Source organism: Paenibacillus taiwanensis DSM 18679 (assembly GCF_000425125.1).
GTDB classification, from domain to species: Bacteria; Bacillota; Bacilli; order Paenibacillales; family Paenibacillaceae; genus Paenibacillus_B; species Paenibacillus_B taiwanensis.
On the sequence record NZ_AULE01000023.1, the window covers coordinates 58,806 to 79,991 of the forward strand.

A 21,186-nucleotide genomic window follows, 5' to 3' on the forward strand; every position below is an offset into this window, starting at 1 on the left:
CTCAAATTGTAAGTATGTACACCCAACGCTTACTATCTACAGTTGGCATTGGAGTTCAGTACAATCTTGCTTATCCTTAGTTCGCAATCTCTATGAAATAGGCATTGCTACACTGGAAGCAAAATGAAGGCCTATAGAGTGAAGAAGTTTCTAAGGAAACGATTACTAGATTATACGGCTTTTTGTCCTCAACAAGTAGCTGTATATATTAGTAACTTAAGATATAAAGGGGATATATTATGAATATTGTTGTTGCGGAACATTGGAATCTTGAAAAGCATGAACTGCCCGGCGTTAATAGCATCATCTTTCCAAATGGCGCTGTAACTATCTTAAGTTGTTACAGCTTATATAACCCCAACACAAATGAAAGTAAACTTTATTGCTCTCCCTTGTGTGACACAACCATTGAAAGCATATCAAAGTATAATGTTGAATGTTGGACGATCGTTGATGAATGGGTCAGTATTGATTATCAAGACGGGAAAATCTGTGGCGGTGATGGTCAAATGGGAAATGAAGGATTTATTGCTTGTACGGATGCTGAAGACCGTTTGGTATGGGGAATATTTTTTGAAAATTCAAACCCTATAAAAAGCTTAGAAATTAAAGATAAAATCTTAATCGCTATTAATGAGCATAACGAATTACAAATTGAAATCAACTTAGAAAACCTCACCCAAATTAAAATGATGCCCATAAAATCCAAAAACGAGCCAACTAATTGATGAAACAAATACCAAGCACGAAATTTCCTAATATAGATTACTCACCTGGCTCCTGCGATTTTCTCGATCGATGGATGCCCCTCGTTTACCACTTAGTAATACAAGGTGAACCGTACCATAAGTAACGGTAAGTTTTTCGGATAATCCCGCAGCAGGCTTGGAACGGAGCCTTGAAGGACATAGGTTGAGGCGGGGTCGCGAGTAGCAGCGAAGATGGGGAAAACGGACTTTTGCGCTTTTTGGAATTACAACAATGGAGGGCTATAAATGAAGTACTTTTACGGAGTATTATCTTTTTTGGGACTCGTTTTGCCCTATTCGCAATTCATCCCTTGGGTCGTGCACAACGGCCTCGATTTGACTCTACTATTTAAAGCCATAACCAGTTCGCGTATCGGAGCTTTTGCATGGATGGATGTTTTAGTTACCGCGATCGTGCTTATGGGATTCATTCTGTTAGAAGGCACCAGAAAGAGAATGAAATATTTATGGCTGCCGATTGCAGGTACGCTACTGGTAGGTCCTTCACTGGGTCTTCCCTTGTTTTTGTTTCTTCGACAATTACACTTGGAGAAAAACATTCTAAAATAACATCAAAGGTGGTTTCTTTCGGCTTGGTCTTTCAGCCATTGTTCGACCTCCTCGTCATGCGCTTTGGCCTGCGTGAAGAACGTCATCATGTAGTCGTTATCGTACAGCAACGCTATTTTGTACTCATGGAGTCCTTCGTCTATGTCAGTTGTGAATCTAGGTGTTGAGGTATCATTAGTCATAGGTGGAGGGAATATTTTTCGCGGTAATATGGCGGAAAGCTGGGGAATAGAAAGAGCAGAAGCTGACAACATCGGGACGCTTGCTACTGTTATTAATAGCTTGATGCTTCGAGGAGTTCTTAAAGCCAAAACAGACAAAGAAGTTCGTGTGATGACAGCAATACCTATTACTTCAGTTGCAGAACCATATATCAGACTAAGAGCAGTTCACCATCTGGAAAAGGGCTACATAGTAATTTTTGCAGGAGGAAACGGGCAACCCTACGTTACAACGGATTACCCTTCCGTTCAAAGGGCAATCGAAGTTAATTGTGAAGCTTTGTTAGTAGCAAAACAAGGCGTAGATGGTGTTCTCAATGCAGACCCTAAGTTCGACAAAGAAGCAAGAAAGTTCAGGTCCCTTCACTACAACGATGTTTTAAAATATAACTTGAAGGTAATGGATCAATCAGCTTTCATCTTAGCTAGAGACTACAATCTGCCAATGCATGTGTTTAATTTTGACAAGCCGGGCTCGATGAAAGAAATTTGTGAAGGGAAAGTTAATGGTACAATAATTAGTGGTGAGTCAATTTTGGAGTTGGAATGAGTTGAAAATTATGAGGGAGTACAACAGCGCTCCCTCTTTTTCGTGATACTTGCCGTTACTGACAGCGCGGAGAACCGTATCATTAGTGACATTGTTCATTGTTCCAGACAGTTCTCTCAATTAACCGGAATACATTGCAGGGGGATATCTGAGGACTCGAAGGATTTGCGGGTTCTGGATGCTGCCATAAAGTATGGACCCTCATCACAAGAGGCGTTTACACGAGCATTTAACAAGGCTGTTCAGCTCATCCCTGCAACCTCCTCAAAAGCTTCCCTACCTATTCAGTTGGCTATTCGTCAGGAGCTAGCAAGGAACTTTGACCCCCAACGGATGGGAATATAAATGAATTGAAGTTGGGTGTAAACAGTGTTACTCTAACAACGGTAAACTCAAAAGCTATGCTCTACGATACGTTCACTAATAGTCACAAATTTAGTTATCAAGAAAGGTAATACTTATGATAAAAGTTGAAAACTTATCCTTCTCATTCCCACAAAAAGAACTATATACAAACATTTCATTTACGTTAGAAGAGGCACAGCATTGCGCTTTTATAGGAACAAGTGGCAGTGGTAAAAGTACACTGATCGATATACTGATGGATCCAGAAAAATATTTGTTCGAGGGCAAGTTAGAGATAGATCCAACCTGCACAATTGGGTATGTAAGTCAGTTCTCCCAACTAGACAGAACAAAAGAAACAACCGTTTTTGAATATATTGGAGAACAATTTATTGAAATACAAAATGAAATACAATCTCTTTGTACTGAAATGGAAACATCATCGGATATTGAGCCGTTACTCGAAAAGTACCAATTAGCTTTAGACGCGTTTAATGCAATTGGCGGCGATAATTTTGAAAGCAACATTAATAAAAAACTAAATCTAGCAAACCTCATGAAGCTAAAAGATGTTAGGGTATCCGAGCTGAGTGGTGGAGAGTTCAAGCTTATTCAAGTGATGAAGGAGATGCTTAGTAGTCCCGACTTGATGATTATGGATGAGCCCGATGTATTTTTAGATTTTGAAAACCTAAATGCGCTTAAAAATCTTATTAATTCTCACAAAGGCATCCTGCTAGTTGTTACCCACAACCGATATTTATTAAATCATTGTTTCAACAAAATTATTCACCTTGAAAACATGGAGATCCAGGAGTTTGATGGGCGATATATGGAATATAATTTCTCATTACTTCAGACAAAGATTGAGTTGCAAGAAATCGCAGTCGCTGAACAAGAAGAAATTGAGAGATACGATAACATTATTGATAATCTTAGAGCGATCGCAACTATTAATTCAGAAGCATCTAGGGGGAGAGCGTTAAAAGCTAGAGTTAGATTTCAAGAGAGATTGGAAGCGCGTAGAATTAAAGCACCATTTGTTGATATTAAGCAACCGAATATTCGTTTTGATATGGATCATGAGATTGAAGAAGACACGATTGTTGTAAATGTTAGAAATTATAGTGTTGCCTTTGATGAGCTGCTGTTACACAATGTTAGCTTTGAGATAAAATCTACGGATAAAGTAGCCATTATCGGTCCAAACGGTACGGGAAAAACGACTTTACTCCGAGATATCTTTAACAATAATCATGATTCAATTGAAATAAATGCTGAAGTGAAAATGGCTTATCTATCTCAGCTTCAAGGCGAAGTGTTAAAGGATTCTAATACAATACTAGAAGAATTCATTGATGCTGGGTTTAGCACTTATGATGAGGTTAGATCGTATATATCACACTATGGCTTTGAAGGAGAAATCGTTAATCAGAAGATAGCATCTTTATCTGGTGGAGAAAAAAATATACTCCAATTAGCTAAAGTTTCTGCTAGTAAGGCAAACGTGTTGCTTCTTGACGAACCTACAAGCCATTTAGACACCTATACACAAATTGCGCTGGAAAAAGCCATTGAAGCTTATAAAGGTGCGATTCTCATGATATCTCATGATTTCTATTCTGTTGTAAATGGTATGGATTATGTATTAATCATTGACGATAAGACGATTAGAAAAATGAGCATGCGAAAATTTAGACAAATGATTTATGCTAACCATTTTGATAAAGATTATTTAGAAGCGGAACAAAACAAAAAAGCAGTTGAAATGAAAATAGAATTGGCTTTAAAAAATACTGATTTTGAACTTGCAAAAGTATTAGTTGATGAGCTAGAAGAACTGATTAAGTTGCTTTAAATTACGATCCTCTGATTTAAGGAAGTCCCCACAGCAATTAAAAGAGAGGGCACCCGATCCGGGTGCCTTCTCTTTCACTCAATAGATGATATGCTGAACGGTATCACAAGTAGCGGCAAGTTTTTGTGGTTTCCTTGTAGGGGTTGGACTTCGTGAAACTCCCGTGCCTGTTCAAGTTGATTTTTCACTTTTTTGACCTCTGATTTTCTCATGATTCAGCAGCCATTCTTTGCGTGCGACTCCTCCGCCGTACCCGCCGAGTTTGCCAGAGGTGTTAATTACGCGATGACAGGGAATGACGATCGCTAGTTGATTGGCACCATTCGCTTGTGCTACCGCACGATATGCGGTGGGCTTACCAAGCGCCAGTGCGATATCGGCGTAAGAACGGGTTTCGCCCGGTACCCCTTGGTAACGACGTCGGTAGCCGAAAATCAGGCACCTATTTTGTAATAACACCATGCACACCGTAGGAGCTGGCGGGTCACACTCCAGCCGGATAATGCATAAAAGGATTGTACTCGTCTTTTTTTGATTCTATTGGAGAAGGGTGAGGATCAAACGCCCCTAAGAAATCGCAACCATGCTTCTGGGTAGTGCGATGCAGGCTGCTGCCTTTGCGTCCCTTTTCAGACTACCCAAATTGCGTTTCACTGCATTCAATAATGCCGTTGAGTTGATGATACATTGACCCCATAAAAGCAATAATTTATATGAAAAAGTATTTTATTTACAGGAATTTTCCACCTAATTGCCGAATTATGACTCTACATCATTCAGATTGCAACGGATAGCAAAGTCAATTAGGAAAGGAGCGTAACTTGACCATATAAAAGTTGAAGTATCGATCAACAGACATTGTTTCGCGTATTTTGAATAACATAATGATTGGTGCAACAGCCGTGTGATTTGAATACTTCTCAGTCCCAGTCGCCTCATGATTTGCCAGTTAAAGGCGTTGTACGATGTTGTACGAACGAAACGCTAAAGAATGCTGCTGCGGGCGAGCTTGCAGTATTAAAAGCGTTAACTACTAGGGAGTGAGAAAGGGGCACAATTCGTGGAAGCATTACGTATTAGCCGAAGCAAAAAAGGATTTAAAGCGAGGATAAAAGGTTACTTAATGGTGGTAGCTATTCTCGTTTCGTTAATGGCATTCGGATCTTCGTCATTTGCTGGCGGAGATATAGGGGCTGATAGCCAAAAGGTCGTGACTTATAATACAAACGGCGGTTCAACGATTCCCCCTGATTTTGTGTCGCCTGGTAGTACAATATATTTTCAACAAATCCCGGTTAAGAAATGCTCCAGCTTCAACGGCTGGTTTTACGACAGTGCACTAACACGAGCCTACCTTGCTTCAGATCCAATTAATAGTAACCTAACGCTGTATGCGAAATGGAAGGTCTCAAGTGCAGACGCGCAGTGCGGCGCAGCTATATTGACATTAACTTCGACGATCGGTACGGTAAGCGCTGGCGGTACGGTAAATGAGACGATTATTGTCGGGAGTGACGTCAAGCTAGCCGCGTTGAAGGCCGCAATCACACCGTCAGCGAATGCATCCTTTGAGATCTACAATGCAGACGGAATTACGAAAGCGACGACACTAGCGACGGGAATGAAGATCATCTTAACCTCGCCAACCGGTACGAATAAGGTGACGTACACAATAACGGTGAGTTCTCCGAACTTAGCGTTAAATAAATCCGCGAAGGCGGACAGTACATGCAACGCTTCGGAGACGGCGGCCAAAGCCGTGGATGGAATCGTTGCCAATGATAGCAAATGGTGCTCCAAATCCAGTAACCGTTGGCTGCAGATCGATCTCGGCTCCGTGAAGCAGGTGAACCAATTCGTTATCAAGCACGCATCAGAAGGCGGAGAGATGTCCTCCTACAACACGAAGGCTTATAATATCCAGGTTAGCACGGATGGTTTGAAGTGGAATAAGGTCGTGAGCGTAACTAATAACGTAAGCGGTATTTCTTTGGACAACATCACTACTGTGACGGCTCGATACATCAAGTTGAACGTTACGGTGCCTACGCAAACTACCAACCTTGCAGCAAGAATCTATGCTTTTGAGGTATACGGACCTGCAAATGAAGCATTAAATAAACCCGTAACGGTTGATAGTACGTGCAACGCCTCGCAAATCGCGTTCAAAGCTGTGGACGGCAGCGTAACCAATGACAGCAAATGGTGCTCCAAATCCAATAACCGTTGGTTACAGATTGATCTCGGCTCCGCGAAGCAAATAAACCAATTTGTCATCAAGCATGCATCGGAAGGTGGCGAGACCGCCTCCTACAACACCAAGGCCTACAATATCCAGGTCAGCACTGATGGAACGAGCTGGAACACGGTGGTCAGCATAATCAACAATACAAGCGGCATTACTGTAGACAAGATAACGGAAGTAACAGCTCGATATATTAAGCTGAACGTAACGACGCCTACACAGACCACAAACCCCGCAGCAAGGATTTATGAGTTTGAGGCTTACGGACCTGATTTTACGACATAACCCTTGACTGATATGATAGTAAAGATTTATTGCCTCTGAGACTTTAAGTTTCAGGGGCTTTTTGATTTTTCACAGGGAGGCCTTTTTCATACATTCAATGTTCGGTAAGATTTTTTATTTCCTTATGTTATTCCTTTTGAACTTTTCGTTTTATGCCTTTTGTTGTGACATTCCGTAGTATACTTTTATCACAACGAACTAAAGGGGTACATAAATGCTTCAATTTAATTCCAATTGGCTTGCACATTGCACAGAAATAAAAGATTTAGCCAAATCATTATTTCAAACATCAACGATACATCTTGATCGTGCGGCACTCTTACTAATTACGGATGGTCAAACGACTTTATCCATTAATGGGCACAAGGAGCATATTGTATTTGGACATTTTATTGCCCTTGAAGCTGGTGCAGTTATCCAACTTTCAAATACAAACCGCCTTGATTTTTCAGGTTATTTACTTAGCTTAGTGCTGTATGATACAGAAATGAAATCAACCTGTAATTGGTTTATCGATACAACAAATGGGTACTACATGCAACGAGTGCCTGAAGCGGTCATTGCAGATATTCGGTTATCACTCGCTCAAAACATAGACCACCTCCACATCACCCTTAAACAATTTATAGTATACAGCTTGTTAAAAGAATTACATCAAGAGCGATCAGCAGATGAATACACACTTGAACAAAGAATAGAACATACGGTTATTTATATGCATAAAAAATACAATCAAATGATGACCAGAGATGAACTGGCAGCTATCGCTGGGTATAGTCCGTGGTATTATTCGAGAAAGTTCATTGAGTTATATGATCAAACACCGATAGCCTATTTAATTCGTTATCGTATTTTCCGCGCGCAAGAAATGCTATTAACAACAGATGATTTATCACAAAATATCGCAAAAAAAGTTGGCTTTGATGATGTACAAAACTTTAGTCGACAGTTTAGACGCGTTGTTGGTCGCCCACCTAAGCAATTCAAAAATAAAGTTGGCGACTATCGCATTTGCTTTCTTTCACCTGCACACGCAGAAATTGCGATTGCATTAGGCGTTGTACCTAATTGTGTTACTGTGACTAGCTCCCTGACTCCAAAGTATCAACAGGTTCTTTTTCATGAAGCCGGTACTGCCATTTTACAAATGCCTCAATATGTAATTCAACAAGACATCATCGTACAACAGCAACCCGATTTAATTATCGGTGTCGACTTAACGGAAGAGACTAAACAGCACTTCCAAACGATCGCCCCTGTTATTACAGGGCTGCCTTATGATTTAAACGCACTAATACGTTATTTTGGTCAATTATTTAATAAAGAGAATGAAGCTGCACAAATCATTCACGAACTTACAGTAGAGGTAGATGCTCTAAAAAATAAAATACAACATTATATTGCAAAGGATGCTACTGTACTTTATTTACGTGTGGAGGAGCTGGGTTATCGCTATGTCGGTGAATCGTCTAGTGACTCGGCTATCCTTTTATATGAGGAACTTGGCTTACAAATGCCTGAACTATTACGCGCCAATAAAAATAGTTTCAACACATGTTCATTACAACAATTAGTGGCAGCTAATCCTACTTATTTGTTTATTGAAAAACGAATAATGGATTATTATACGGCCGACCTTAGCTTAGCTACTTTACAAAAAAGTGGGCAATGGGCAAATTTGGATGCTGTGAAAAATAAGCGTGTTTTTTATGTGGATACGGGTTTGTGGATTAACAATTGCAGTGTGTTTGGAAAAAGGGAAATTATGAAACAGATTGAACAATTGATTGTAGATCGTGTTTGCCCTAAAACACAATAATCCAATTTTTAAGGCACTTTATGCTATAGTAGGCACGCAAAATACCTGTTATTATTTGATAGTGATAATCATTATCAAATAATAAGGAGCTACAATCAATGAAAAAAACGATGCAATATATATTTTTAATGTTTCTTGCTTTAACATTAGTGGCTTGCTCAAGCACAAACAAGGAAATCGGTATTGAGGCAAACAATAAAGAACCAAAAAGCGAGCCTACAACGCGTATTGTAAAAGATGCTTACGGTGAGGTCACGATCCCTAACGAACCTAAAAATATGTTAGTCCTTCGTTCTAACTATGCTGAAAACTTAATTGAAATCGGTGTAAAGCCTCAAATGGTGACAGTCGTTGAAGAAATCGAACCTGAGTATCGCCCCAAATTATTTAAGGAAAACAACGTTAAAATCATTCCGACTGTGCAATATGAGGATAATTTAGAAGTTATTGTTGAAGCAGCACCGGATGTCATTATTGCTGAAGGTGCAGCTATCGATGCTAAAAAATACGAGGCTTTAAGTAAAATTGCCCCTACTGTTGCTGTTGATGCCGGCGTAGCAATAGAGGAGTATGTTCCTGTGCTTGGTAAACTGTTCAATAAAGAGAAAGAAGCTGAACTTGCACTCAAGAAGTTTAGCGAAAAAATAGAAGACACGAAGCAGAAACTACACCATGCTATAGGTGACGAAAAAATTCTCGTATTACGAGTAGAGCAAAAACAATATCGTGTGCTAGGCACTGAAAAGGGCAGCCCTGGTAGTGACATGTTATACACAAAGCTTGGATTAAATATACCTACTAAGTTAAAAGACAATAAGGAATGGTTTACGCCCATTTCCTTAGAGGTGTTACCTGAGATTGACGCAGACCATATTTTTGTCGAACAACGTCAAATGCAAAATTATAGTAGTGAGCAATCCATGAAAGATTTAGAGAATAGCCCGATGTGGAAAAATATGAATGCTGTGAAAGCAGGAAATGTTTACCCATTAAAAACAGCCGATTACGTTGTAGGTGAAGGTTTGATTGGCTCTCCACTATTTCTTGACTATTTAGTTGAAAAGTTGGTGCCTTAAATGGAACAACAAATCTATGATGTAATTATTATCGGTGGCGGTCCAGCGGGCATGTATGCTGCTTTTTACAGTGGCATGCGTGAAATGAAAACAAAAATGATCGAAGTAAAGCATGAGTTAGGTGGTTTTATGCGCACCTATCCTGAGAAATTAGTTTGGGATGTCGGTGGCATTGAGCCTGTTCGCTGTGAACATATTATTCAATCCTTAATCCAGCAAGCTATGACATTTAATCCAACTATCGTATTTGGTCAAGAAGTTGTCGGCATGGAAAAACGTGAGGATGGCATCTTCGTCTTAACAGCTAGAACAGGAGAGAAACATTTTACGAAAACGATTATTTTAGCTACAGGACGCGGTATTACACGCATTCAGAAATTGACAATTGAGGGCGCAGATCGCTATGAACTGAACAACCTTCATTATACGGTAACAAACATCAATAAGTTTAAAGATAAACGTGTACTCATTTCTGGCGGGGGGGATTCAGCTGTAGATTGGGCTATTGAAATGGCTCCTATCGCCAAAGAAGTGTACGTCGTTCATAGACGAGATGACTTTAGTGCTTTTGAATCGTCCGTGACGCGCATGAAGTCCGTCGCAACGACGTTTGTTCCGTATACGGTTTCTCATTTACATGGCAATGGCAACAAAATCGAACGTGTCACATTACAGCATGTGGATTCAAATGAGACGACAAAAATTGAAGTAGACGAAGTACTTGTCAATCACGGGTTTGAACGACACTTTGGTGGCGCCATTATGGATTGGGGTTTAGCCTCTGAAGAATGGGGCATTTCCGTTACACCCAAAATGTGCACAAGTATGCCAGGCATTTTTGGCGCAGGTGATATAGTAACAAATGATGGGAAAGTAAGACTGATTGCAGGTGCATTTAACGATGCCGTTCTCGCTGTAAATAGCGCCAAATTGTATATCGACCCTACACAATCAAAAATGGCGGGCGTGTCTTCTCACAATGACATCTTTGCTGAAAAAAATGACGCGTTACAACAAAAGAGTAAAGCTGAAACCACACCTTGTAACATTTCCACTTCGCCCGCAATATGATGAGTCTAGCTAGAAATTTAAAGAGGTGAGCCTATGGCAGTCGTTAAAGCCAGGAACCAAGATATTGATATGTTGGCAAGGTTGCTTCGAGCTGAAGCTGAGACTGAAGGCGAAATGGGCATGCTCCTTGTTGGCAATGTTGGTATTAACCGAATAAGATCAAATTGCTCTGATTTTAAAGATATTCGGACCATTCCCCAAATGATCAATCAGCCACATGCGTTTGAAGCCTTGCAGCATGGTATGTACTATCAAAGGGCAAGAGATAGAGAACGTCGTCTGGCGCAACGGGCAGTAAACGGGGAGCGAAATTGGCCAGCCAAGTTCTCCTTATGGTATTTCCGTCCAGGATCATTCGAAAATCCCGGGCCATGTCCGCCAACTTGGTATAATCAGCCGTTTGCAGGGCGATGGAAGAAGCACTGCTTTTATGAACCAACCGCGGAAGAATGTGAAGAAGTATACAATACACTTTAAGTGTATAAATGAAAAAACGATCAGGACCTCCTAACCTGACGTGATCCCCCTATGCTAGGGTAGACAAAGCCATATTTATCTCAAGAATTGCCGCGTAAATCGCGGCTTTTTTGGTAGGATTAAACATGTTACACTAAACTAATATGAAGTGACGGCTTGTAAATGAAGTGCCTTAATTTGAGTTAGGTGGTTTGCTATGAGTAAATTAGGGGCATCCATTATGTCTGCTCTATTCATGACTACAATTAATACGATATAAACCGTTAAATCCAGAGGCCGTATCTGGATCATACGGTCTCTGGAAGAAGGTACTTTTTATTGTTGCAGCCACTGTTCCAGCTTTATCGCGACACCGTCCTCGTCGTTGCTCGCTGTTGTATCCTTCGCAATGGAGGCCAGCTCAGGTATGGCGTTGTGCATTGCCACCGAATGACCGCAGTATCGGAACATAGCCATGTCGTTATAGTCATCGCCAAATGCTCCGATTTCCACGCTTGATAATCCATGCCTAAGCGCAATTCCTTCAACGCCAGATGCTTTGCTGATCGTGCGTGGAGCTAACTCCACACAAGGTGCGCTGGACAGCCTATACACATTCAACTCGCTTTGGAAGGTATCCGATAAATTATCTACATCATAAATGCGAGGCAGCAGCATTTTAGAGGGCTTCAGCTCTCGAATGGACTGTTCCGATAAAATAAGGGGTTCCAATTGATCAGCGGGGCCTAGGAAATAAGCTTTTTCCTCCTCAGAGAGCGGACGGTTGGCATGCCAGGTGTCAGCCACCTCCCATATACATATACCATCCGAATGATGGTTTAGCACATGCTGGTGGAGCCGATAAGCCGTATCGTTAGAGATAGGCTGTTCTACACGCCAGTCCCCGCTCATACTGACCACAACAGCTCCATTGTTATAAATGAAATAGTCCGCTACCGCCAATTGCGGAAATAACGGGAGCACTAGCCGCGGCGGTCTGCCTGTCGCTACGATGATGATACCGCCGCTCTCACTGTAAGCGCGAAGCGCTTGCTCTGTACGCGCCGACAAAGTTCCATCCGAACGCAGTAGCGTCCCATCCATATCAAAGGCCGCTGCCTTGGGCCTCCTCCTCGTTACGTGAATCGACATTCACATTCCCCCTATAAGATTCCAGTTTGAAGTATGCTCGATCCGCAGCATGTGCTGTGAACTGGCGTTACGCTCTAGCAGCCGTGCAAGCGGCTCTTTAAACTCGTACAGCTTGTTCATTCCACGAAGCATGGGATACCGATAAGCCTGGCTTGCCAAGTAGTCGGTCATTACAATTGTATAGGTATCGAGATGCTGTACCGCTTGTCCGTGATAGTGACATTTAACAAGACGCGATCCAATAGGCAGTGACAAATCAAAAGTGTACTGGATGCCTTCAAACATGATGAACTGGTACAGCAAAAGCTGCGGTTTTAACCAATCGGCATGCGGCTCTTGCGAGTTCTCATCATACCAAGAGGCACTAATTTCGAGTGCGGAGAGCAGTTCCGTCCCTTTTATTTGAAAAACACTGAGCGTATCCATATACGGAAATATCCGCTTGATGTCCGCTCGCGTCAATTGTCCCGATGGAAGCTTAACCTGTTTCTCACCCGCATAGGCTACAGCAGACAATTGAGCGCTGCTCTCTTTGAGCTGCACCCGATGCATCCACTCCACAAGAGGATGCTCACTGCGTGTTAAGTCGTGCCAATCATGGAGTTGCAAGTGCGAATCGCACGGACATAACACTTTGCCTAGTTCCGCTTCCGCTCTACTGCGGATCTTTAGCACTTCTGCAACGACCTCTACAGACTCCTCTTGCCCGGTTATATCGGTAATACTTCCTTCTATCACGATCGCTTCCGAATGTTTCACAGTGGAAAATGTAAGCGTAACTTCCCCTACGCTAGTACCGTGCGAGCCAGGTTGCAGCATTAACGTATTCCCTTCCCACCGGACAAAACGTTCGTGCTGATGGCCCGTCAGCAGCACATCGATTCCTTCCACTTCGCGCGCCATACGAAGCGCAGCATTTTCATGATCCAGCACGTCTTTTTGCTCCACGCCGCCGTGATAACATACAACGACAGCATCCACATGGGGACGAAGCTGGTCTACAATCGTTTTGACCGTCACAACCTCGTCATGCCACGTCCAGTCCTGCAGCCGATCCGGGTATTGCCACGCAGGGACGCGTGTGGTAACACCAATGAACGCGATTCGCTTGGCTCCGAATTGAGCGATATGATAAGGCTCTGCCAGCCTTTTTCCCGAACGGTGACCAACATTAGCAGCTAACCACACGCAGGAGGATGACGCGATGACACCCTTCAAATAAGGAATGCCGTAGTCAAAATCATGATTTCCAGGTATTATCATATCCACTCCGCTTGCCTGAAGCAGATCGCCGATCATCTCCGCTCCTCGTTCCCCTTCGTCCAAAGCGACATGACTTGCAAGTGGCGTGCCCTGAAGCAGGTCACCATTGTCGATCATCCATACGTGTTTGCGCCTATTTCTAATAGTCGCGGCATATTGGGCAGCACAAGCAAGCGACCCGCCCGACTGCCCTTCCGCGCGTGCCCAATGCCCATGTACGTCACTGGTGTATAGCAAAGTAATACGATTCTCATCGTTATGGGGCATGGTGTTCGCGCTCCAGCATCTTCCACTCGATTGACCAAAGTTCGGATTGGCTGGTCGATACCGCACATGCTCCTGCTTCATACAAAGCCCCGACTTCCTCTGGCAGCGTAATAAGTCCACTCGCGATAATAGGCACATCGTATTGCTCGGACAGCTCGCGGACGTTCTTAGGCAAGTTGCCTGGCGCAATGTTAATGGCGTCTGGCCGCAAATCATTAATTACTTTGCCGCTTAGTTCAAGGGAATAGCTATCGAGCAGAAACATCGTTAATATGCCGAATACACCAAGTCTTTTCGCTTCCTTAACCACATGAGCCTTATTGCTTACAATACCACAGATGGTAACTTCATTTAGCAGAAATTGAACAGCTTCCTTGTCCTGTGACAGTCCGCGAATCATATCAAAATAAACGAATAAGCGCATGCCATTTTTTTCAACTTGCTTGCTGTATACCTTTAATTCATTCAACGAGGATCGAACCAGAAACACATTACGTACACCCATGCGCTCAGCTCTTGCCATATCCAGTTCCGTTTTAACTGCTGCAATAACCGAAAAAGGGCTAAACAGATGATGTAATTTCATCAGGCTACTCTCCTATCGATAGATGGAATACGCAGCACCCCGAACAATGCCGCTGTAAATACAAGAAACAAACCTGCTACTACCATAATGGCATCGCTGAACGAGGCGGACTGCTGTAGTGCGCCGATTAGCCAGGTGGAGCATGCACCTCCTGCAAAGCCGCAAGCAAAAAATAAGCCCATACGCGAAGCAGCAAGCTCCCCCCAATAACGAACAGAGAACGCCGTCATGGTCGGAAAAATCATAGCAATCGCTATTAAAAACATCGCGTATCCGACAGCACCAAGCACGCCTGGGACAAAGCCTCCCCACGCGAGGCTTAGGATCGCAAGCGCTGCACATCGGGTGAGAACACCGTTGTAGCCCCAACGCTTCACGCTGCGGTTGACGCCAAGCCGCAGCGCCGTTAGGCCGGCAAAAGCGACTGCGTACAGCAGCGTTGCAAGGGCGGGCTCCAAGCCATAATGTTGGAGCAGCAAGGGGCGATACCATACCGTAAGACCAACCTCGGCCCCAACGTAACAAAAGTACAAAAGTCCGAAGCAGGCAAGCGGCAGAACGGAACGGGTATTTATTTGTTTCCTGAGCGATGTTCCGTCCTTATTTTTTCGTGCGGGCTTAACCCTTTCAGATTTGGTTTGCACGTCTGGCCAGACCATTTTGCTCCCGCCAAAGGCGAGCAGTGCGCCGAATACGGCAAAAAGAAGCAGGATCAGCGGCCACGTTTCCGCAGCCTGCGTTGTGGGCTTTCCGCTCACGGTCAACTCCAGCGCAAGCGGTCCCATCATAAAGCCGCAGCCCATCATAAAGTGCAGCCGTCCGAGCAATTGCCCCGCTCGCTCCGGTGAAGCGAGCGGAAGCGCTACGTTGCACACCATGCCGACAATTCCGTTGGCGTAACCCGTCATAAGAAACAGTCCGCACCATACTGCTGCGGAAGAAGCGGACAGCAGCGCCAATAGGGCCATGCCTACTGCAAAGATTACTTGATGTATACAAAAGGCTCTCTGCCATCCCCACAATGCCGTTACACGGCCGGCAAGCATATTGGCTCCTAGCAATCCGGCGGAGCTAAACGCAAAGATTAGTCCGCTTGTTTGCGCGTCAAACTGGTAATGGTTCAAAAAGAAGTCTGGCAGAAATCCTTTCATGGATTCCATTAAACCAGTAACCAGCATCGACAAGCCAGTCAGAAGAGGCAGCGCCCAACCCATTGCAGCTGGACGCTTCACCTGTTACCACCCCAATATCTTTTTGATTTCGGCAGCCGCCTTATCAAGCGCTTCATCACCCGTCATGTCGCCGGAGAAAGCGCCTTGAATATGGTTAAGCAAGGTGCGCGTTGCTCGCGTGCCCGCATCGCCAGGCCAGTTGAACCAAGGCACAATATGCTGCGCTTGCTTATAAGTAGCGGCTGCCATCGGGTTCTCCTTTAAGTAATCGGCCATAAGCTTGTCGCGCGCACTGTCGCGTACTGTCATATAACCCATCATTTGCGCCAACTGGGACGAGCTTTCTGGCGAGGTCGCGAACTTCACGAAGTCCCATGCCGCAGCTTCCTTCTCTTCGCTGCCTTGGAATACATACAGTCCTGCTCCGCCAGCTGGCAAGCGGAGAGGCGTTTGTTCACCCTCCCAAGTTGGAAGCAGCATAATGCCAAGCTTAAAGGAGGAGTTTTTGGACAAATTAGCTAGATTTCCTGTAGTAGCTACCAGCATGGACAGGTTGCCGCTTTGAAAAGCTTCCGCTGCTTGCGTGCCATTCATTGACGGAATGGACTTATCTTGTTGCATCATATCGAGCCAATAACGAAGAACTTCTTTGCCCTTGCTGTCATTAAACTGAATAGTCTTATCTTTAACGGAGGCGTAGCTTCCACCTTTCGTTTCCAGAAGCGTCTGGAACATCCAAGTATCAAAGTCCAACTGGAAGTAGACGCCACCACGGCCTGGTGCTGCCGCCGCAAGCTGCTTCGCCCAGCCACGTACCTGCTCCCAGCTTTCGGGCTGCTCCACGACTGGAATGCCTGCATTTTTGAAGTGATCCAGATTAACATAAATTAAAGGTGTACTCACTAGAAACGGCAGAGATTGCTGTTTGCCTTCCGCGTCTTGTCCTAGCTTGAGCATTTGAGCCGTATAGTCTTCGGTTGAATATCCTTCCTTGTCAATAAAGGTATGTATGGGGCGGATCGGCATGCGGGTGGACATAAACTCCCCGTTTGCGTAGCTGCCAATCGCGACTTCTGGAAGCTGCTTGGACACCGCCAACGTTTGGAGCTTCTCCAGCAGGCCGTCATAGAAGCCCTGCGTTTGCTCGGCTTTGACAATGACCTTGCTCTGGGAGGCGTTATAACGATCCACCATCTTTTGAATCGCCTCGCCTTGCGTACCACCAAATACATGCATAAATTTGATCTCTATCGGTTGCTCCGACTTGTTCTCTTTATTGGAAGCGGCTTCTGTTGTTTCTGCTGGTGAAGTCGAAGGGGCGGCACTGTTCCCTGAATTGGCGTTCCCTTGACCGCAGCCAACTAGAAGCAACATTAACGTAAATACTATCATCATATTTAAGCTGATACGTTTTTTCATTTTGGTTCCTCCTGTAGTTGTTATTTAATTCCGCTTTGCAATGAACTTTCTGTAAAGTAGCGCTGGGCCAGTACGTAAATTCCGATAACAGGCAGGACAGACAAAGTCGCGGCTGCCATCGTAGGCACCCATTCGATATAGCTGTCGTTGCGGAATTGGACGATAGCTACTGGCAGCGTCATTTTCATTTCATCGCTCAAAATGAGAAACGGCCAATAATAATCATTCCAGTTGTTAACAAATTGGATGAGGCCGACACCAAACAAGGTAGGTACCGAGGCCCTTAAATAAATGTGATACAAGGTTTGGACGGAGTGGCAGCCGTCAATTGTTGAAGCCTCCTCGAGATCCCGTGGAATAGCCATAAAAAATTGACGAAGTACAAAAATGACGTACGCACTTGCAATATGAGGTATAATCACCCCCTTATATGAATTGACCCAGTCAAACGAGTTGATGACCAAATATACGGGCAGCATGATCGCTTGAGGGGGGATCATCATCGTGCACAAGACGAAGAAAAATAAAGTTTCACGTCCCCTGAATCGGTATCTGGCAAATGCGTATGCGGCCAAGACACCAAGCAGTAGCTGCCCTGCTGTCAATACGCTCGTCAACAGTACACTGTTCATAAACCAGCGAGCTATCGGGGCTTGCTGGAACACTTGCAAGTATCCCTCAAAACTAAAGCTTGTCGGAATGAGCAAGGCTATGCGCTGGAACGGATCGGAGCTCGGAGACGAGGATACCGTTAGCATCCAGATGAACGGCACCAACACCACGAGCACGGATAATAGCAGAAATACATTTAACAACAGATTATTTCGTAACCTCAAGTTGCCCATCTCCCTACACCCATTGTGTGCGCTTCTGCATCCAGCGCACCTGAATAACGGTTAATCCTAGCACGATGACAAACAAAATCGTTGCCGCCGCGCTGGCAACACCCGTGTTGAAAAATTGGAACGCTTCCTGCCATATAAAGAAAGCCCAGACGTTCGTCGAATTGTTAGGCCCACCTTGCGTCATAATTTGAACGGTAGCGAACACCTGCAAGGAATGAAGCAGTGTGATCGTCCAGACGAACATATGAACCGGCATAAGCATCGGGAACGTCATATGGCGGAAGGACTGCCAGCCGCTCGCACCATCGATTGCCGCCGCTTCCTTTACCTCGTTATCCAACTGCTTCAAGCCAGTAATGTATAAGACGACGTTGTAGCCAAAGGACATCCATACCCCTACAATTGCTAGTGCGTACATGGCCAGCTGTGTGTCCTGAAGCCATGCCTTCGCACTGACTCCGAACAGAGCAAGCCATTCGTTGATGACTCCGTTTTGAGGGGAGAACATAAGCGAGAAAACTAGACCTGCCACCGCAACGCTGACAACTACTGGCACAAAAAACAATACTCGATACAAAGACCGCAGTTTGCCCGCACGCTCAATTGCCACCGCATATACCAAGCCCAGAGCTGCGGAGATCGGTACCGTTAACGCCATGTACTGAATCGTATTGCCGATCACTTTCCAGAACAACGGATTGCCCAGCACCTCTTTATAGTTGCTCAAGCCGATAAACTGCTTTTTATCCAGCAGCAGATCCCACTCCATAAAGCTGATATAGAGAGAGAAAAAAAACGGGAACACAAAAAATATCGCGTAAAGCACTAATACGGGAGATAAATACAAGTAGGGTTGCCATGGTATTCGTCTCATCCTAAGCCTCCTCTAAGCTGAAATGAACGCAACAAAGCCCGTGACTCCCCCTATGGTTCCATCCAGAATGGAAAAAGGGGAATCACGGGCATTCTCTGCAATTAAGCCCATTGCTATCAAATATTCAATTGCTTGTTGACTCTACTTTAACTTGGCAGTGTTAACGGAGTATTTGCGTCATATGTAAAAATAGTAAAAGCACGTTTTTATGGCGTGCAACCAAAGAATGGAGGTCGATTAGACCTCCATCGCCATCTGGTATCGGTGGAAAGCTATTGTTTTATGCTTGCACCGCGACGCCTATGCTTCTTACTTTGCCAAGCTGCCCGCCGATTGCTTTTCCTTCCACATCACCGTAAAGATAAGACCAATAAACATAATGACTGCTGCAAAAAGATACGGATAATTGATGTTTACATCAAAGAGGATACCACCTAACGCAGGCCCGACAATATTGCCCAAGCTTGTATAAGTGGAGTTCATTCCGGCGACAAATCCTTGTTCTTTTTCAGCCGTTTTAGATAAATAGGTCGTTAATGCTGGTCGCAGCAGGTCAAATGCAAGGAAGATGAGGCAAGTGACGATCAATATGGCTGCATAACCAGAAATTATTGTCGATACTACCGCTAATCCTACGCCTGCAATAAGGCATATTTGGATAAGTCGTTTTTCTCCGAGTCTTTCCACCATTTTACCAAACAAAAACACCTGAACGATAACCCCGAAGATGGAACTGATTGTAATGATCGTTGCAATGTCTCTTGGCGTAAATCCAAATTTATGATCGGAAAACAGACTAAATACGGTTTCGTAAGCGGATAAACCAAACGCCAGTACAAACACAATAATAAAAGCAATTAAGTATTGTGGCTGAATGGATCGTTTCAGATCCGTTACAAAGCTAGTATCTTTTTTCAGTTGAGCGATTTCGAGGAGCTCCTGTTTGGTTAGGGGCTCTTTTAAAATAAATACGGATGAAATACAAGTTATTAAAGCGAAACCAGCAGCAAAGTAGAATGGGGCACGCACACCAAGCTCAGCAATAAACCCCCCGATGCCAGGACCAATAATAAAACCGATGCTAATAGCAGCGGAAATGTACCCCATCGCTTTGGGCCGTTCCTCTACGGACGTAATATCTGCCACAAAAGCAGTTACACCCGGCATAATAAATGCACCACTAATTCCGCCTAAAATTCTCGATAAATAAAGGACAGATACGTCTGTGCCTAATCCAAAAATGACCTCTGACACACTAAAGAGGAATAAGCCGATGACGATCATTTTCTTTCTGCCAAAAGTATCAATCCATCGTCCTGCTAGGGGCGACATGAGTAATTGTGCAAACGCAAAGGCCGCCATCAAATATCCCATCGTTTGGCCAGATAGGTGCATTATATTCATAAAGGATGGCATTACAGGGACGATAAGTCCAACACCTAGAAACACAATGAATATATTACTTAGTAAAATGAGTAAGACTGTTTTTTGTTCTTTTAATGGTTTCTTCATGAAGCAATACCTCTTCCTATTCAATCATGGCTGCGAAATACCTCTCCAAAAAACAGTCCATGAGGCATTTAGTTTATCTTTTAAACGTTTCTCATCATTCCCATATACAAGTTCTAACATGATTGAGTCCACTACACCTAAGAAGGCGAGCGTAGGAATGAGCGCTTCATCCTTCATAATGGCTTTGTTGTCGATCCAAGCTTGAAATTTGCTTTCTAGTACGGATTGAATTTTGGTTTCAATATCGATAACTTCCTCATTAATGGCTGCTGCCAAATGGACCGGTGGAAAAAAGGACATACGCAGCCAAAACTTCAATTGCTCACTCTGTTGAAACAAATCAATGACCAGTTGCAAATATCCATATAAATCCGCTTTCGGATTGTCGGTATCCACTTTTCTCAAATATTGCAGCTTCGATGACATTTCTGCTTCTTTGGCATCTTGTAGAACTTGCAAAAACAAATCATCTTTCCCTTTAAAATGAGCATATAGAGACTGTTTTTTCATCCCTACATGGTCAGCAATTTGAGACAAGGATGCTCCTTCGTACCCGTGAATGGTGAAAAATTTTAGTGCGATTTCTTTAATTTTGCTGCTTTTCAATACAACCACCCCTATATTGACGAACGTTCGTCAGTTATTTTATCAAATTTAAAATTTTAATACAAATGGAAGTCGCTCTCCATAGTTAAGGTCGAGGGGTTATTCTACTCTCAAGGGTGCCATTGGGAGTGTTCCAAGTTGTTAAAGCATAACGCATATTTATGAGACTCAAAACTTCATTACTAACTTACATAAATACAAGCCACTTTCAAGGTTGCGCATATTTATATGTAGTAGTGTTTTCA

General features: G+C 43.7%; 17 protein-coding genes and 2 pseudogenes. 9 read left to right on the forward strand and 10 right to left on the reverse strand.

Translation table 11 applies throughout. The annotated features are described in order from the left end of the window. Positions 1-239 precede the first annotated feature (239 nt). From H509_RS24045 to H509_RS0102490, 4 genes and pseudogenes are all read left to right on the forward strand, one after another. Positions 240-728, forward strand: coding sequence for a hypothetical protein (locus H509_RS24045; RefSeq protein ID WP_084159048.1), 489 nt, complete (start codon positions 240-242; stop codon positions 726-728). 267 nt (positions 729-995) lie between these two features. Then, complete coding sequence (locus H509_RS0102480; RefSeq protein WP_028543671.1) at positions 996-1,319, forward strand: DUF2834 domain-containing protein; 324 nt, start codon at positions 996-998, stop codon at positions 1,317-1,319. Positions 1,320-1,460: 141 nt separating this feature from the next. Further along, a pseudogene (pyrH, locus tag H509_RS24050) lies at positions 1,461-2,090 on the forward strand (UMP kinase); the annotation flags it as partial. 460 nt (positions 2,091-2,550) lie between these two features. Further along, on the forward strand, positions 2,551-4,293 hold the full coding sequence (locus tag H509_RS0102490) for an ABC-F family ATP-binding cassette domain-containing protein (RefSeq protein ID WP_028543672.1): 1,743 nt from the start codon (positions 2,551-2,553) through the stop codon (positions 4,291-4,293). Positions 4,294-4,464: 171 nt separating this feature from the next. Here the strand turns inward: H509_RS0102490 and H509_RS0102495 are convergent. Then, positions 4,465-4,695 (reverse strand): annotated as a pseudogene (locus H509_RS0102495) (methylated-DNA--[protein]-cysteine S-methyltransferase); the annotation flags it as partial. 658 nt (positions 4,696-5,353) lie between these two features. Between H509_RS0102495 and H509_RS0102500 the strand changes: the two are divergent. The 5 genes from H509_RS0102500 (at position 5,354) to H509_RS0102520 (ending at position 11,266) form a co-directional block, all read left to right on the forward strand. Continuing rightward, positions 5,354-6,823, forward strand: coding sequence for a discoidin domain-containing protein (locus H509_RS0102500; protein WP_028543674.1), 1,470 nt, complete (start codon positions 5,354-5,356; stop codon positions 6,821-6,823). Positions 6,824-7,037: 214 nt separating this feature from the next. Then, positions 7,038-8,642 (forward strand): helix-turn-helix domain-containing protein, encoded by a 1,605-nt coding sequence (locus H509_RS0102505; protein WP_028543675.1) that lies wholly within the window; start codon positions 7,038-7,040, stop codon positions 8,640-8,642. A 98-nt stretch (positions 8,643-8,740) separates the two neighbouring features. After that, positions 8,741-9,718, forward strand: a complete 978-nt coding sequence (locus tag H509_RS24055) for an ABC transporter substrate-binding protein (protein WP_051286769.1) — start codon at positions 8,741-8,743, stop codon at positions 9,716-9,718. Further along, complete coding sequence (locus H509_RS0102515) at positions 9,719-10,789, forward strand: NAD(P)/FAD-dependent oxidoreductase (RefSeq protein ID WP_028543676.1); 1,071 nt, start codon at positions 9,719-9,721, stop codon at positions 10,787-10,789. Positions 10,790-10,822: 33 nt separating this feature from the next. Further along, the gene (locus tag H509_RS0102520; protein ID WP_028543677.1) at positions 10,823-11,266 is read left to right on the forward strand and encodes a cell wall hydrolase; all 444 of its coding nucleotides are present in this window, start codon (positions 10,823-10,825) and stop codon (positions 11,264-11,266) included. Positions 11,267-11,581: 315 nt separating this feature from the next. On the opposite strand, the gene H509_RS0102525 is transcribed toward H509_RS0102520, so the two are convergent. The 9 genes from H509_RS0102525 to H509_RS0102565 all read right to left on the reverse strand — a co-directional run bounded on the left by H509_RS0102525 (position 11,582) and on the right by H509_RS0102565 (position 20,941). Next, entirely contained in the window at positions 11,582-12,397 is an 816-nt protein-coding gene (locus H509_RS0102525) for a Cof-type HAD-IIB family hydrolase (RefSeq protein ID WP_028543678.1), read from the reverse strand. After that, entirely contained in the window at positions 12,398-13,927 is a 1,530-nt protein-coding gene (locus H509_RS0102530) for a bifunctional metallophosphatase/5'-nucleotidase (RefSeq protein WP_028543679.1), read from the reverse strand. It abuts the gene before it with no gap. Further along, positions 13,917-14,513 (reverse strand): glycerol-3-phosphate responsive antiterminator, encoded by a 597-nt coding sequence (locus tag H509_RS0102535; protein WP_028543680.1) that lies wholly within the window; start codon positions 14,511-14,513, stop codon positions 13,917-13,919. The genes H509_RS0102530 and H509_RS0102535 overlap by 11 nt, the downstream gene beginning before the upstream one ends. Continuing rightward, positions 14,513-15,745: an MFS transporter gene (locus tag H509_RS0102540; protein WP_028543681.1), complete on the reverse strand. Its 1,233-nt coding sequence runs from the start codon at positions 15,743-15,745 to the stop codon at positions 14,513-14,515. The genes H509_RS0102535 and H509_RS0102540 overlap by 1 nt, the downstream gene beginning before the upstream one ends. 3 nt (positions 15,746-15,748) lie before the next feature. Further along, positions 15,749-17,104 carry an ABC transporter substrate-binding protein gene (locus H509_RS24060; protein ID WP_051286770.1) on the reverse strand — a complete coding sequence of 452 codons (1,356 nt, stop codon included), beginning with the start codon at positions 17,102-17,104 and terminating at the stop codon, positions 15,749-15,751. A 20-nt stretch (positions 17,105-17,124) separates the two neighbouring features. After that, positions 17,125-17,940, reverse strand: a complete 816-nt coding sequence (locus tag H509_RS0102550; protein ID WP_245595971.1) for a carbohydrate ABC transporter permease — start codon at positions 17,938-17,940, stop codon at positions 17,125-17,127. A gap of 13 nt (positions 17,941-17,953) precedes the next feature. After that, complete coding sequence (locus H509_RS0102555; RefSeq protein WP_028543683.1) at positions 17,954-18,823, reverse strand: carbohydrate ABC transporter permease; 870 nt, start codon at positions 18,821-18,823, stop codon at positions 17,954-17,956. 309 nt (positions 18,824-19,132) lie between these two features. Beyond that, complete coding sequence (locus tag H509_RS0102560; protein WP_028543684.1) at positions 19,133-20,335, reverse strand: MFS transporter; 1,203 nt, start codon at positions 20,333-20,335, stop codon at positions 19,133-19,135. 24 nt (positions 20,336-20,359) lie between these two features. After that, positions 20,360-20,941, reverse strand: a complete 582-nt coding sequence (locus H509_RS0102565) for a TetR/AcrR family transcriptional regulator (protein ID WP_028543685.1) — start codon at positions 20,939-20,941, stop codon at positions 20,360-20,362. Between the last annotated feature and the right edge of the window lie 245 nt (positions 20,942-21,186).